Source organism: Mesobacillus sp. QJM3NY_10, from assembly GCF_056173465.1.
In genome coordinates, this window is sequence record NZ_CM149675.1 from 1,346,054 (window position 1) to 1,361,495 (window position 15,442).

At 42.2% G+C, this 15,442-nt stretch carries 12 protein-coding genes; 6 read left to right on the plus strand and 6 right to left on the minus strand.

Annotation, left to right across the window (positions count from 1 at the left end):
• Positions 1 to 360: 360 nt before the first annotated feature.
• Positions 361 to 2,121 carry an alpha-glycosidase gene (locus AC0VX7_RS06740; RefSeq protein ID WP_475427200.1) on the minus strand — a complete coding sequence of 587 codons (1,761 nt, stop codon included), beginning with the start codon at positions 2,119 to 2,121 and terminating at the stop codon, positions 361 to 363.
• A gap of 372 nt (positions 2,122 to 2,493) precedes the next feature.
• Here AC0VX7_RS06740 and AC0VX7_RS06745 point away from each other — a divergent pair, with 372 nt between their 5' ends.
• The 5 genes from AC0VX7_RS06745 to AC0VX7_RS06765 all read left to right on the plus strand — a co-directional run bounded on the left by AC0VX7_RS06745 (position 2,494) and on the right by AC0VX7_RS06765 (position 9,137).
• The gene (locus AC0VX7_RS06745; RefSeq protein ID WP_475427201.1) at positions 2,494 to 3,771 is read left to right on the plus strand and encodes a sugar ABC transporter substrate-binding protein; all 1,278 of its coding nucleotides are present in this window, start codon (positions 2,494 to 2,496) and stop codon (positions 3,769 to 3,771) included.
• A gap of 464 nt (positions 3,772 to 4,235) precedes the next feature.
• Complete coding sequence (locus AC0VX7_RS06750; RefSeq protein WP_475427202.1) at positions 4,236 to 5,519, plus strand: ABC transporter permease subunit; 1,284 nt, start codon at positions 4,236 to 4,238, stop codon at positions 5,517 to 5,519.
• Position 5,520: 1 nt separating this feature from the next.
• Positions 5,521 to 6,363: a sugar ABC transporter permease gene (locus tag AC0VX7_RS06755; protein ID WP_023615332.1), complete on the plus strand. Its 843-nt coding sequence runs from the start codon at positions 5,521 to 5,523 to the stop codon at positions 6,361 to 6,363.
• 71 nt (positions 6,364 to 6,434) lie between these two features.
• Positions 6,435 to 7,967, plus strand: coding sequence for an alpha-amylase family glycosyl hydrolase (locus tag AC0VX7_RS06760; RefSeq protein ID WP_475427203.1), 1,533 nt, complete (start codon positions 6,435 to 6,437; stop codon positions 7,965 to 7,967).
• A gap of 126 nt (positions 7,968 to 8,093) precedes the next feature.
• Positions 8,094 to 9,137: a LacI family DNA-binding transcriptional regulator gene (locus AC0VX7_RS06765; protein WP_475427204.1), complete on the plus strand. Its 1,044-nt coding sequence runs from the start codon at positions 8,094 to 8,096 to the stop codon at positions 9,135 to 9,137.
• 59 nt (positions 9,138 to 9,196) lie between these two features.
• On the opposite strand, the gene AC0VX7_RS06770 is transcribed toward AC0VX7_RS06765, so the two are convergent.
• The 3 genes from AC0VX7_RS06770 to AC0VX7_RS06780 form a co-directional block, all read right to left on the minus strand.
• Positions 9,197 to 10,063, minus strand: a complete 867-nt coding sequence (locus AC0VX7_RS06770) for an SDR family oxidoreductase (RefSeq protein ID WP_475427205.1) — start codon at positions 10,061 to 10,063, stop codon at positions 9,197 to 9,199.
• A gap of 712 nt (positions 10,064 to 10,775) precedes the next feature.
• Positions 10,776 to 12,428: a CoA-disulfide reductase gene (locus AC0VX7_RS06775; protein ID WP_475427206.1), complete on the minus strand. Its 1,653-nt coding sequence runs from the start codon at positions 12,426 to 12,428 to the stop codon at positions 10,776 to 10,778.
• Between the two features lie 291 nt (positions 12,429 to 12,719).
• Positions 12,720 to 13,211, minus strand: coding sequence for a YajQ family cyclic di-GMP-binding protein (locus AC0VX7_RS06780; protein WP_475427207.1), 492 nt, complete (start codon positions 13,209 to 13,211; stop codon positions 12,720 to 12,722).
• Positions 13,212 to 13,360: 149 nt separating this feature from the next.
• Between AC0VX7_RS06780 and AC0VX7_RS06785 the strand changes: the two genes are divergently transcribed.
• Positions 13,361 to 14,224: a CvfB family protein gene (locus AC0VX7_RS06785; RefSeq protein ID WP_475427208.1), complete on the plus strand. Its 864-nt coding sequence runs from the start codon at positions 13,361 to 13,363 to the stop codon at positions 14,222 to 14,224.
• 106 nt (positions 14,225 to 14,330) lie between these two features.
• On the opposite strand, the gene AC0VX7_RS06790 is transcribed toward AC0VX7_RS06785, so the two are convergent.
• Complete coding sequence (locus tag AC0VX7_RS06790; protein ID WP_215034454.1) at positions 14,331 to 14,462, minus strand: DUF3941 domain-containing protein; 132 nt, start codon at positions 14,460 to 14,462, stop codon at positions 14,331 to 14,333.
• A 65-nt stretch (positions 14,463 to 14,527) separates the two neighbouring features.
• The gene (locus AC0VX7_RS06795) at positions 14,528 to 15,388 is read right to left on the minus strand and encodes a DegV family protein (RefSeq protein WP_475427209.1); all 861 of its coding nucleotides are present in this window, start codon (positions 15,386 to 15,388) and stop codon (positions 14,528 to 14,530) included.
• Positions 15,389 to 15,442 lie beyond the last annotated feature (54 nt).

A 15,442-nucleotide genomic window follows, 5' to 3' on the forward strand; every position in this document is an offset into this window, starting at 1 on the left:
ATTCAATTCCTTAATTATACAGACTATAGGAGGAATTTGAAGTGAAAAAGATTCGTTTTACGAAAAAAATAATTGGAAAAGCAGCTGAAACGTATAATTTGTTCCCAAAAAGTTGAGTTTTAACAAATTTATTCGGTTATGACCAGTCTTCCTTTGTGTATAAAGAGGACGTAAATGATTATTCCGCGATATTTGGCAGGGATTCCGCGAAAATGCGAAGTAATTCCGCGAAAATCGGCAATAATTCCGCGAAAATACGAAGTAATTCCGCGATAAGGATAAAATGTCATTAAAAGTGTAAAAGTCCACGAGCAGCACAAAGAGCAAACCCCTTTCCAGGCAGGAAAGGGGTTTACTAATTTAGAATTGGAACAGCGCAAATCCATTTGCAGCAATCTTGGCTGTAAGATCATCACTTTCAGCTGCGTATTCTTCGCCAGAATAGATATTGGTGATTTTCCTGCCTTTTAAGTTAAATGGCAGTGGATAGCTTGCTTCTTCGTCGCTCATGTTCACAACTACCATAATGGTTGTTTCACCGGTGGACTTTGTATAAGCAAAGCAGCTTTCATGGTAGTCAGATGGGATGAAGTGTATTTCCCCTTCATTTGCCAGAAGCGGATATTCTTTGCGAAGCTGAATCATCTTTTGGACGTGTTCGAACATATCCTGGTTCTGATCTTGTTCATTCCACTTCATACATTCGCGGCATCCCGGATCTTGTGGACCGCTCATGCCGATTTCATCGCCATAATAGATACATGGTGTACCGATGTAAGAAAGCAATACAGTGAAGATTTGTTTTAATTTATCTTCGTTGCCTCCGCACTCGGTCAAGATTCTTGGTGTGTCATGGCTGCCGATCAAGTTGAAGGCAACCTTGTTGACGTTTTTCGGATACATATGATTGACTGTCGTCATGTTCTCGATGAATTCTTTTACTGAAATAGTTCCACGCGCAAACAGGTTTAGGATGTTGGTCGTAAAAGGATAGTTCATGACAGCGTCGAACTGGTCGCCGCGCAGCCATGGCATTGAATCGTGCCAGATTTCACCGAGTATATAGAGATCAGGCTTGATTGCTTTCACTTCAGTACGGAATTTTCTCCAGAAAGAGTGGTCGACTTCATTGGCGACATCAAGTCTCCAGCCGTCGATATCAAACTCGCGGACCCAGTAGCGGCCGACTTCAAGTAGATACTCAATGACCTCAGGATTTTCCGTATCCAGCTTCGGCATTGATTTTTCAAAAGCAAAGGTATCATAATTTGGCCTTGGTTCCATTACTAGTGGGAATTCGTTCGTGTGGAACCAGTCTTTATATGGAGATTCTGCACCCTTTTCCAGTACATCCTGGAACTGAGGGAAGTAGAACCCACTATGATTGAAGACAGCATCGAGCATGACCTTGATGCCGTGCTCATGGCAAACCTGAACCAGCTTCTTCAGCGTTTCTTTATCCCCGAATTGCGGGTCGATTTCCATATAATCAATCGTATCGTATTTATGGTTAGAATAAGCTTTGAAAATAGGAGTAAAATAAATACCGGTGATGCCAAGCTTGGCCAAATAATCAATATTGTTGATTACACCTTGAAGGTCACCGCCAAAAAAGTTGTCCCTTTCAGGTGGAGCACTGCCCCATGGCAAAGCGCCCTCTGGATCATTAGATGGATCTCCATTGCCAAAGCGCTCAGGGAATATCTGATACCAAACTGTATCTTTCACCCATGATGGAGCACGGAACACATCGATATTGTTAAGGTAAGGAAATGCATAATAATAGCCTGTATCATCCAAAGGAGGATCATCATAAAACCCTTTTTCGGTCAAACAAGCTGTTTCGTTGCCATCATTTAAAATAAATCCGTAACGCATCCTGCGGAAAGGAGGTTTAATAGAAACAAACCAGTAATCGAATAACTGGTCAGATCCACTTTTGATCATTGGAACGGTATTTGTATTCCATTTTCCATCCTGCCAGTCATATGGATCGCCATTTAAAAGGGATACTTCTTTCATATCATCTTTTTTAGTGCGAATGCGAATATGTAGTTCTTCATTTGTGCAAGCGTATGCATAATTGTCTTTAGGACGGTGGTAAATCGCTTCTTTTAACAAGTGGAAACCATTCCTTTCATATTGAACTGCTGGTGATCCTGATTTTCCATTTGGGCGGAGAGAAATTTAAAAGCTCTATTAGATGAAATTTTAACGGAAAGAGCTTCAATATATCAAGATTAAAACAAGGGTAGACCACTAAATTTGAAATGTCAATTATTAAAAAGTCGATTCACAAAACTTTAACGATTTTACATGACTTAAAAAAAATTTTAAAAAAACTAGTTGTCAAAAGCATTTTTGTCTTTATAATAAGAGTTAGGTTGTGCAATCGTTTTCATAGACTTGCAAACAATATTACAAACGTTTGCACAGGCAGTGAGCGTTCTGCGCAATAATTAGTTACAACATATTTTTAGGAGGGGTATACACATGAAAAAGGCATTGTCGATTTTCATGATGCTGGTCTTAATGATCGGCGCACTTGCAGCTTGTGGACCTAAAGAAGAAGAAAACACAGGTTCAAAAGACAACGGCGAGAAAACAGAAGACGCTTCTAAACCAGAGAAGCTAGTAGTTTGGGAAGACAAAGATAAGTCTGGCTGGCTAGAAAAAGTAGCTAAAGACTTCGAAGATGAGCACGGTGTTAAAATCGAGTTCAAAGAAGTAGAAATGGCTACAAAAATGAAAGAACAATTACGTCTTGACGGTCCTGCGGGAACTGGCCCAGACATCATCACTCTTCCACATGACCAAATTGGTGAGCTTGCAGTTCAGGGACACATTGCTGAACTTAATGTAAGCGACGATGTGAAGGGTACTTTCTCTGAATCTTCAATCGGTGCTCAGACATTTGATGGAAAATTATACGGACTTCCTAAGTCTGCTGAAACTCCAGTATTCATCTACAACAAAGCTCTTATGACTGAAGTTCCTGCTACAATGGAAGATTTATACGAATTCGCAAAAGCTAACACTAAAGATGGCAAGTACGGTTTCCTTGCTCTTTGGGATAACTTCTACTTTGCACACGCTCCGATCGGCGGTAACGGCGGATATGTATTCGGTGAAAAAGACGGCGCTCTAGATCCACAAGATCTTGGATTGAACAACGAAGGTGCTGTTGAAGGTACTCAGTACATCCAGAATTGGTATACTGAAAAGCTATTCCCTAACGGAATCATCGGTGAAAACGGCGGATCTGCAATGGATGGACTATTCAACGAAGGTAAAGTTGCTTCTGTTATGAATGGACCATGGGCATTCGGCGGAATGAAAGATGCTGGCATCGATTTCGGTGTAGCTCCATTCCCTAAATTCGCTGATGGCACTCCAATGAAGACTTTCATGGGTGTTAAAGGATGGCACGTTTCTTCTTACTCTAAGAACCAAGAATGGGCTGTTAAGTTCCTTGAGTACATCACAAATGACGAAAACGCGAAATACCGTTTCGAACAAACGGCTGAAGTTCCAACAAACGTAGCACTTGTTGACGATCCAGCTCTTGCTGAAAACGAAGGCGCTAAAGCTGTTGCACTTCAAACTCAAGACGCAGTTCCAATGCCAAACATCCCAGAAATGGGCGAAGTTTGGTCTCCAATGGCAAGTGCATTGCAAACAGTTGTAACTGGCAAAGCTAAGCCACAGGAAGCTCTTGATTCTGCTGTAAAGCAAATCGAGCAAAACATCCAGCAAAACCACGCTAAATAATAGCAACAAGGTATAACAGTACCTCCCTTGGGAGGTACTGTTATATTTTCCACTATGAAATTCCAGTTTCTGTTTTTTTCGTAGACAGTATGTGAAAAGTCACAAAGTTTATGAAAACTGCAGTAAAAAAGTCTTTCATTGAGCAAACGGTTGCGCTAAAATAGACTTATACCTATCAGGTGCTTCATGAGAGTGAAAACAGAATAATTCGATACAATAGATAGTGTTGCCTCGAGTGAATTTTCCAGAACGGAAAACAATGTATTCGTTCTCATAAAGCATCTGATGCTTTTACTAGGGCCTCTTCGCAAAGATCGTAGCTTCTAATCTTTACTATTCATTCTTTTAAAAAAGCCTCTTAATTAAGCGGTGGGATAGATGAGAATGGTCTAAAGTAAGTATGGAAAGCGGGTTTAACGATTAGGAGCCTTAAAAAAACATAGAAAGAGAAAGGGGAATATAGGATGGAGAAGAAATCCTATCAAACCAACCACCGTAGAATAGCAACAGCCCTTTCGATTATTCCAGGGCTAGGACAGCTATACAACAAACAATATTTAAAAGGGATCGCATTTCTTATTTTGACCGGTGCATTCTTCGGTGTATTCGCAGATCTGCTCAACATGGGTTTATGGGGTCTGTTTACACTTGGAGAGCAGACGCCTCGTGACCATTCCATCTTCTTGATGGTTGAAGGGATCCTGGCACTGATTGTCCTGCTCTTTGGAATCGGTTTCTATCTATTCAACTTAAATGATGCATATAAGACTGGCCTGAAAAGAGACATGGGAGAGCGCCTAAGCTCTATTAAGGAACAATATAATAACCTGATTGATAATGGATTCCCATACTTGATCATGTCACCGGGATTCCTGCTTCTTATTTTCGTTGTTGTATTCCCTATCATATTCGTAGTCTTGCTTGCATTTACCAACTATGATCTTTACCACTCGCCGCCTGCAAAGCTGGTTGACTGGGTCGGACTGAAAAACTTCTTTGATTTGTTCCAACTGCAATCATGGCGTGAGACTTTCTTCTCCGTTCTATCATGGACAATCATTTGGACATTCGTTGCTACAACATTTCAGGTCGCATTGGGAATGTTCCTTGCGATTCTCGTAAACCAGAAGGATGTAAAAGGAAAGGCAATCATCCGTACAGTGTTCATTCTTCCTTGGGCAGTTCCAGCCTTCGTTTCAATCCTAGTATTTGCTGGTATGTTCAACGAATCATTCGGTGCCATCAACCGTGACATCCTTGGTTTCTTTGGAATCGATCCAATTCCATGGATGACTGAAGCCATGTATACAAAAGTCGCACTGATCATGATCCAAACATGGCTTGGATTCCCGTTCATTTTCGCAATGGTAACAGGTGTCCTTCAATCGATTCCGGAAGAATTGTACGAAGCTGCAACTGTGGACGGTGCGACGAACTTACAGAAATTCAAGAATATTACATTGCCGCTTGTGCTATTCGCTACAGCGCCAATCCTGATTACGCAATATACATTCAACTTCAATAACTTTAATATCATTTATCTCTTCAATGGCGGCGGACCTGCAGTTTCAGGTGCGAATGCCGGAGGAACAGATATCTTGATTTCGTGGATTTACAGTCTCACAATGACATCTGCACAATATTCAAAAGCAGCCGCTATTACAATGCTCCTTTCATTGATTGTTATTGGAGTAGCTTTATGGCAGTTCAAGAGAACGAAATCATTCCAAGAAGAGGATATGATGTAATATGAGTATCAAACGACAGAAATATATCAGACTGACACTAACGTACCTTGTGATTTTGGCTATGTTTGCGATCATTATTTACCCGCTCCTTTGGATTGTCGGTTCATCCTTCAATCCTGGACAAAGCTTGTCCGGTTCAAGTATCATTCCGGAAAATGCTACGCTAGCTCACTATAAGGAGCTTTTCGATACTAACCAGAGTGCGTACTTGTACTGGTACTGGAATTCGTTGAAGGTAAGTGTACTGACAATGGTATTTACGGTCATCCTTGTCAGCCTGACAGCTTATTCATTTTCACGCTATCGTTTTATCGGACGTAAAAACAGCTTGATGACATTCCTGATCCTGCAGATGATTCCAAACTTTGCAGCACTGATCGCGATTTTCATCCTTGCTTTATTGACTGGCTTACTTGATACACATCTAGGCTTGATCCTTGTATATGTCGGGGGCGCAATCCCGATGAATACATGGTTGATGAAGGGATATCTTGATACCATTCCGAAAGAACTTGATGAATCAGCTAAAATGGACGGTGCAGGCCATTTGAGGATCTTCTTCCAAATCGTCATGCCGCTTGCAACACCTATCATCGCGGTTGTAGCGCTGTTCGCTTTCATCGCACCATTTGGGGATTTCATCCTTGCAAGAATTCTTTTAAGAACGGAAGAAAAGTACACACTTGCTGTTGGTCTATATGATATGGTAGCCAAACAGTTCGGTGCAGAATTCACCACATTTGCTGCCGGTGCCGTACTAATCGCAGTTCCGATTGCAATCCTGTTCTTGTCATTCCAAAAATACTTTGTTTCTGGTTTGACGGCAGGAGGAACAAAAGGATAATCTATTAGGGCAAAGACATTTTAAGCAAAGGCCATATTTGGTCTTTGCTTAAATTATGAGGAGGACCGGAGATGAAAAAAATTCTCATCTTCATCTTGATTCCGTTTCTTCTTTTTAACGCCCTCCCGGTAGGCGCTGTTGAAAATGAAGGACGCAAATGGCAGGATGAAACAATTTATTTTTTAATGGTTGACCGTTTCAACAACGGTGACAATAGCAATGATTTTGATGTGGATGCAAATGATCCTAAAGCCTATCATGGAGGCGACTTCCAGGGTGTCATCGACCAGCTGGATTACATTAAGGATATGGGATTTACCGCTATTTGGCTGACACCTGTATTCGATAATGTCGATAAAGGCTACCATGGGTATTGGATCAAGGACTTCTACAATACAGAAGAGCACTTTGGAAGCGTTGACAAGTTCAAAGAGCTGGTAAAAGAGGCACATGATCGTGACATCAAGATCATTCTTGATTTTGTTGTCAACCATGTCGCTCCAGAACACGAATGGGTAAATGATCCAGGCAAGAAAGACTGGTTCCATGAAAAACAGGATATCTTTGACTGGGATGACCAGGAACAGCTGGAGAATAACTGGCTTTATGGACTTCCTGATTTAGCTCAGGAGAATCAGGAGACTAGAAAATATTTATTGGATGCAGCTAAATGGTGGATTGAAGAAACAAATATTGACGGATACAGGCTGGATACTGTCCGCCACGTACCTGTTGATTTTTGGGCTGATTTTTCAAAAGAAGTGAAAAGTGTCAAGGATGACTTTTATCTGATTGGCGAGGTTTGGTCGGAGGATCCAAATTATATTGCTGAATATGATAAAGCAGGAATCGATGGTTTTGTTGATTTTCCATTGAATGAGCAGCTGCGCACTGCATTCGAAAAACCGGATCAAACTTTGGACTGGCTTTTAACAACAGCGAAAAGAAATAAAGCGATATACGAAAACCCTGAGTTGATGGGTAATTTTATCGACAACCATGATATGGTCAGGTTTACAAGAAAAGCCGTCCAGAACAGACAGCATCCCGGAACAAGATGGAAGATGGCGCTGACTTATATGTATACTGCTCCAGGAATCCCGATTGTTTATTATGGAAGCGAGATTGCTCTTGATGGCGGGGAAGACCCAGATAATCGCAGGCAGATGAGCTTCAGGGCGGATAAAGAATTAATTGATTACGTCACGAAAATTGGGGAACTGCGCAATGACCTACCTTCTTTAAGAAGAGGGGACTTGGAAGTGCTTTATGAAAAGAAAGGCATGGCCGTTTTCAAGAGAACCTATGAAAACGAAACTTCCGTCATTGCAATTAATAACACCTCAAATACCCAGAATGTCATACTGACAGCGGATCAGCTGGAAGATGATAAAGAGTTGAGAGGCTTGCTTGCAGATGACCTTGTCAGAAGCAAGGATGGAGAGTATAACCTTGCATTGGAACGTGAAAAAGCAGAGATTTACGTGCTAGCCGAAAAGACTGGATTGAATATTCCTTATTTAGCGACAATGGGTGCTGTATACGCAGCGTTCTTCGGCTTCATTTTCCTCCTTTTCAAGAGAAGGAAGCGAAGCAAGGAATAATGAGAGCAAGACCAAAACTTGCCTCCATTGTTGTTTAATGGAGCCTTGAAAAATTAAGCAAAAATACGGGACAAATCATTTATAATAGAGATAAGGATTTTTTCTGGCTAAAGGGAGGGGAACTTTATGGCTGTCACAATAAAAGATGTTGCGAAGGTAGCTAACGTCGCGCCTTCAACTGTCTCGCGTGTAATCGCCAATAGTCCGAGGATCAGCGAAAAAACGAAAGAGAGAGTCAGGGAGGTTATGGACCAGCTTGGGTATCACCCAAACTTCATCGCCAGAAGCCTAGCTAGCCAATCTACCCGGGCAATCGGCCTGGTAATGCCGAGCTCTACTGATGTCGTCTTCCAGAACCCGTTCTTTCCAACTGTCTTGACAGGTTTGAGCGAAGGAGCGCATTCAAAGCAATACGCCCTTCACATGACTACTGGGAAAACAGAGGATGAAATCTTCGATGGTGTGGTCGCGATGGTTCAGGGCGGCAGAGTAGATGGTGTAGTTCTTTTATATTCAAAGGTGGAAGACAGGGTCATTGCTTATTTGAAAGAAAGACATTTTCCGTTTGTGGTGATTGGCAAGCCTTTTAAAGATGAGGAAAATACTAGTTATGTCGATAACGATAATTTTAAAGCTGGCAAAGAAGTGACCGAGCATTTAATCCAGCTAGGTCATGACCGGATTGGTTTCATCGGTGGAAATCTGGATTTAGTCGTGACGGTTGAACGCCTGCTTGGCTATGAGAAAGCTTTAAGAAACTCTGGGATCCATCTTGAGGATAAGTACATCGTCAATGACGAATTCCTCCGCGAAAGCGGCCAGGATGCTGTTGAGGTTTTACTTTCGTTAGATCAGCCTCCTACCGCAATGGTAGTTACCGATGACTTAATGGCACTTGGTGTGTTGAATAAGCTGGATGAAATGGGAATTGCCGTGCCACAAGACGTTTCCATCGTCAGCTTTAACAATGTTCTGATTGCCGAGATGGCTAGACCGCCTTTAACTTCTGTAGATATTAACATTTTCGACCTGGGATACCAGGCTGCGAAAAGTTTGATTCAAATTATAGAGAATCCTAACGAGCCAATTAAAAGGATCATCGTTCCATTCAAAATTGTTACTCGATATTCTTGCGGTCATCCTAAGGATTATAAAGAAGTACTAGTGTAAACAAAACAAAATGAACTGCACCCCAATTGTAGACCCTACAATTGGAGGTGCAGTTTTTTTTATCCATTCACGATCGTGCCACCATTTACGTGAATTGTCTGTCCGTTTACATAAGTAGAGTCATCGCTAGCAAGATAGACGTATGCTGGTGCGAGTTCATAAGGCTGTCCGGCTCGTCCCATCGGAGCGTTCGTTCCGAACTTCGCGACTTCTTCAGCAGTGAAGGTGGAAGGAATGAGCGGAGTCCAGATCGGGCCAGGAGCTACGCTGTTGACTCGAATGCCCTGTGACGCAAGGGACATGGCCAGGGAACGCGTGAACGAAACAATAGCACCTTTAGTCGAAGAATAGTCAATCAGCTTCTCATTCCCCTTATATGCGGTTATAGAGGATGTATTTATGATTGTGCTGCCTTTCTTTAAGTGTGGAAGGACAGCCTTTGTAAGATGGAAGATGGAGAATACATTCGTGCGGAACGTCTTCTCCAGCTGGTCCGCAGAGATATCGAGCAGGCTTTTTTGCGGATGCTGCTCAGCTGCGTTATTGACCAGAATATCAATTTTCCCGAACTCATCAAGAGTTTTCTTCGTCACTTCCTCACAGAAATGCTCACTGCCGATATCACCAGCAAGGAGCAGGCATTTCCGGCCTTCAGCTTCAACGAGCTCCTTTGTCGTTTGCGCATCATTGCTTTCCTCAAGATACACAATCGCTACATCTGCGCCTTCTTTCGCATAATAGATGGCAACAGATTTGCCGATTCCGCTGTCGCCGCCTGTAATCAGGGCAACTTTACCAGTTAATTTTCCAGATCCTTTATAATTTTCATCGACTGACTTGGGTTCAGGATTCATCTCCGGCTCAGTACCAGGCTGATGGTCCTGGTGCTGGGGCGGGAATCCTTTTTTATTGTTTTCAGTAGGCATATTAAATCCACTCCTAAAATTAAATTCACCATTACTTAAATTCCTTTAAAATCCAGATTAAAAACATGGAAATTCCTTCAATTAGCCATGGAGGTGCATTGGCCGCAGCAGTGTGAGCAGCTGAAAAATGGTAAAGCAGGACACCTGCATTGCCTGAAAAGGTGGTAGGAAACGAAAAAGGGGAAAAGCAGAAGCTCTGCATTACCCCAAAAAGTGTTGAGAAGTGAAAAAGGGTAAAAGCAGAAGCTCTGCATTACCCCAAAAAGTGTTGAGAAGCGAAAAAGGGTAAAAGCAGAAGCTCTGCATTACCCCAAAAAGTGTTGAGAAGTGAAAAAGGGTAAAAGCAGAAGCTCTGCATTACCCCAAAAAGTGTTGAGAAGCGAAAAAGGGTAAAAGCAGAAGCTCTGCATTACCTCAACAAATGTTGAGAAACGAAAAAGGGTAAAAGCAGGAGGTCTGCATTACCTCAAACGGTGAAAGGAAACGTAAAAGGGTAAAAGCAGGAGATCTGCATTGCCACAAACAGTGAGAGGAAACGAAAAGGGTAAAAGCAGAAGCTCTGCATTACTCCAAACGGTGAAAGGAAACGTAAAAGGGTAAAAGCAAGAGGCTTGTATTATCCGAAACAGTGAGAGGAAGCGAAAAAGGGAAAATTCAGAAGTCGACACAAACAAAAAAAGCGGCCCCCATAATAGGAGCCGCTGCATTTATACTATTGAAGTTTATTTTTAAAGATTGAGTAAGTCTTATAGCCGCCAGTCAGGTTCTTGACCTTGAAGCCATTTTGCTGAAGGATACGGGAGGCTAGGTAACCTCTCAAACCAACCTGGCAAGTGATCAGGATTGTTTCATCCTTTGGAAGCTCATCCAGACGATTGCGCAGGTCATCAAGCGGAATGTTCTTTGAGCCTTCAATCTTGCCATCTGCATGCTCTTTCTCAGTACGCACGTCAATCATGAATGCGCCGTCCTGAAGCAATTCGTCAACTTCATAGTGTTGAACCGTTTCGATCGTACCGTCAACAATATTGGAAGCTACATAACCAGCCATGTTCACTGGGTCTTTTGCAGAAGAGAATGGTGGTGCGTATGCTAGCTCAAGCTCTTGAAGGTCATAGACGCTCAATCCGCCTTTGATAGCAGTTGCGATGACGTCAATGCGCTTGTCAACACCATCTTTACCGACTGCCTGTGCACCAAAGATCTTGCCAGTCTCTCTGTCGAAAATGACTTTAAGAGAGATTTGCTCTGCACCAGGATAGTAACCAGCGTGAGAAAGTGGGTGAATATGAACGACTTCATATGGAATGCCCAGTCTGCGCAATAGCTTTTCACTGTTACCAGTCGTTGCAGCAGTCAATTCGAATACTTTAACGATTGAAGTGCCCAGTGTTCCTGGATATGCGATGTTACGGCCATTAATATGGTGTCCGACAATGTGCGCCTGGCGGTTTGCAGGCCATGCCAGCGGAATCATTGTAGGCTGTCCATTGATATAGTCAGTAACCTCGATTGCGTCACCCATTGCATAAATTGCTTCATCAGATGTCTGAAGGTATTCATTTACCTTGATACCGCCGCGTTCTCCAAGCTCAAGGCCAGAGTCAGCTGCAAGCTTGTTTTCTGGGCGAACTCCGATTGACAGGATAATCAATTCTGAATCAAGGACCTTGCCGCTTTCAAGAACAACTTTTGTGCCATTTTCTTGAACGTCAGTGATTCCGTCTCCAAGAATTAATTCAACGCCATTCTTTCGTAACTCATCCTCAACGATTGCTGCCATTTCTGGGTCAACTGGACCCATAACCTGTGGCAATTTCTCAACTAGAGTAACATTGACTCCAGCGTGGACAAGGTTTTCAGCCATTTCCAGGCCGATGAAGCCTCCGCCGATTACGACTGCATTATTTGGTTTATTGTCTTCTAGATATGCTTTAATTTTATCCATATCCGGAATATTTCTTAGTGTAAATACATTGGCGCTCTTCAAGCCTTCAATAGGAGGAACGATTGGTTTCGCCCCTGGTGATAACACTAGTACGTCATAGCTTTCTGTGTATTCTTCACCAGTTTGAACATGTTTTATAGAAACAGTTTTCTCTTCACGGTTGATTGCAGTCACCTCAGAGAAATTGCGGATATCCAAGTTGTAACGTGCATTCATGCCTTCAACAGTTTGAAGAAGTAACTTTTTACGATCTTCGATAACACCGCTAATATGATAAGGCAGTCCGCAGTTTGCGAAAGAAATGAATTCTCCTCTTTCAAAAAGAACGATCTCAGCTTGTTCATCAAGTCTTCTAAGCTTAGTTGCTGTAGTTGCTCCACCTGCTACGCCGCCAACGATTACGATTTTTTTACTCATTGTATTGTCATCCTTTCGGTTGTGAAATTTATGTGTTTTATACCCCTACTGGTATATTAACGTGAAAATAGGGGAAATCCAATAGTACTTTGTGAAGGATTTGTGAATGTTTTATCAAATTAAGTATCCTTAACTGACTAATGTCACATCTAAGATCAATACATTAATTGTAACGTGTAAATAGGATAATACCGTAGGCGGTTTGTGAACCATTCATGAATTTTTCATAAAATAAAAGCGGACAATGCTCTCATTGTCCGCTTTTACCCAACATTTAGTTTTAGCTCTTTTTTAACGATAATTCACGAATTGCACATCTACTGTAAGATCTGCTTCTTTTACTGCAGTGATGATTTTTTGAAGATCATCACGGTTTTTGCCTGTGACACGAACCTGGTCATCCTGGACCTGGCTCTTGACCTTCAAACCGCTGTTCTTTATAAGTGTGTTAATCTTCTTCGCGTTCTCTTTATCAATTCCCTGAACAAGCTTGGCTTTTTGTCGGACCGTTCCACCTGAAGCACGTTCAACTTTCCCGTAGTCCAGATTCTTTATTGGAATGCCGCGTTTGATCATTTTACTGAATAGAACATCCTTCAACTGGTCAAGCTTAAATTCATCATCGGAAATTAGGACAAGTTCTTCTTTATCAAGTGAGATATCACTTTTGCTGCCCTTAAAATCGTAACGGGTCTGGATTTCTTTCATTGCGATGCTGATTGCATTTGTGACTTCTGACATTTCAACTTTGGATACAATATCAAATGAGCTCTCTTTAGACATGGCTACCTCCGGATTATGAGAAATTTCGCTGCGCCAAAAGACAAGGGACTGTCAAAGGCGCTTTCGCTTTTGCTTACATTATAGTAAAATATAGCAGTTCAAACAACTTTACGTAATTTAGTGCTTAATAACAAGGCAGGAGGGATTTTATGTCCTTGAACGAATATACAGGTCAGACTTTGGAGCTGACCGTAGCAAGAATTGTTGATTTCGGCTACTTTTTAACGGACGGAGAAGAGGATGTGCTGCTTCATTCAAATGATACAGACATGACATTTGAAGAAGGAGATAAGGTAGAGGTTTTTCTATTTGTTGAATCAAGAGGAAGGCTCGCAGCGACAACAACCATACCGAAAGTCCAGGTAGGCCACTATGAGTGGGTACCTGTCGTTGATGTTAAGGAAGGTATCGGCATATTCCTTGATATCGGGATCAGTAAGGATGTTTTGTTAGGTGAGGAAGACTTGCCGGTCGTAAAATCAGTTTGGCCGCAAGAAGGGGACTTGCTTTATATCACGCTTCGAGTAAATCGCAGCAATATGATTTATGCCCGAATGGCAACCGACCCTGTTATTCAGGATATCTCCGTCAATGCTACAAGGAGTGACTTTAACAAGAATGTCCATGGCTACATCTACCGGACGGCAAGGGTAGGCAGCTGGATGATCACTGCTGAAGGCTTTAAAGGCTTCATCCACGAATCGCAGCGCCGGACTGAGCCTCGTATTGGCCAGAAAGTAGAGGGAAGAGTCATTGATGTAAAACCAGATGGTTCGGTCAATATCTCGCTTTTGCCGCGCAAGCAGGAAGCATTGGATGAAGACGCTGAAAAGATCATGGAATACCTGGAGCTCCGTAATGGGGCAATGCCTTACCATGACAAGAGCATGGCCGAGGACATCCAGGAACGTTTCGGTATGAGCAAAGGCTCCTTCAAGCGGGCAATGGGAAGGCTCATGAAGGAAGGAAAGATCTATCAGGAAAATAACTGGACATATAAAAAAGAAAAATAGAGCCGGGTGGCTCTATTTTTTTTACGAACTTAAAAGAATAAACTTCACTTCGAGAATTGTCTAGCTCCAGCGCTTGTCGGGGCTGACCAAGGCGCTTGCGCTTTTATTACAGATGATCTGTTTTCTTCGAGTATTCATGCTTGCCTGCTTTGCGGTTCTTTTCGCGCATCATATTTTTTTCATGGCGAAGGGCATTGTTGTCTTTTGCTTTTTTATCGTTATCAGATGTATGTGGCATTTAAAAAACTCCTTTCAGGTTAGGTACATTTTATTTTCCCTAAAACCTGAAAGGAGTATGTAAATTTATGATGGCAGTTTGTTTAAGAAGAAAATTGCAATGGTACCAGGTCCAGTGTGGGATCCGACTGCTGCACCGATGGAAGTGATAATAACTTCTTTAGCCTTCAGCTCATCCATGATCATGTTTTTCATTTCAGTGGCTGTCTCAAAATCATCTGCCTGGCTGATGCCAACGATCTGATTTTCAAAACCGACGCCGCGTTCCTTCATTACTTCCACAATCCTGCGAAGAAGCTTTTTCTTCCCGCGAATTTTTTCAAGCGGAACCAGTTTCCCATCCTCAACATTAAGCAGCGGCTTAATATTCAACAGGCCGCCTACGAATGCGGAAGCTTTTGAAACGCGTCCACCCTTGGCAAGATGGTCAAGGTCATCTACCGTGAATAAATGCTCCATATGCTGGCTGTGGAATTGGACAGCTTCAACGATTTCTTCCTTTGAAAAATTCTCCTTCGCCATCCGTGCTGCTTCCATAACAACTAGTCCATATCCAAGGGATGCACATTTTGTATCGATGATCGACAAGTTGAAGTCAGGGTATTCCTCCTTAACTTGCTCGGCAATCATGACGGCTGTCTGATATGTTCCTGACAGCTGTGAAGAGAAAGCTATGTATATTCCATCTTGCTTATTCTCGGCCAATTCCGTGAAAACTTCTTTAAAACCAGCAGGAGAAGCCTGTGAGGTCTTTGGAAGGTTGCCAGCGCGGATTTGATCGTACACTTCTTTTGGCTGGATTGTTCGTAGGTCCTCATATTCATTGCCATTAATATGGACCTTCAACGGAAATAGTATTGCATCATTTTCTTCATAAAAACTCAATGGCAAATCACATGCACTATCAGCCATGATTTTTACTGACATAACTTTCACCTGCTTTCAACCTTTATATGTTAATAGTTTATAGGGAATATGGGA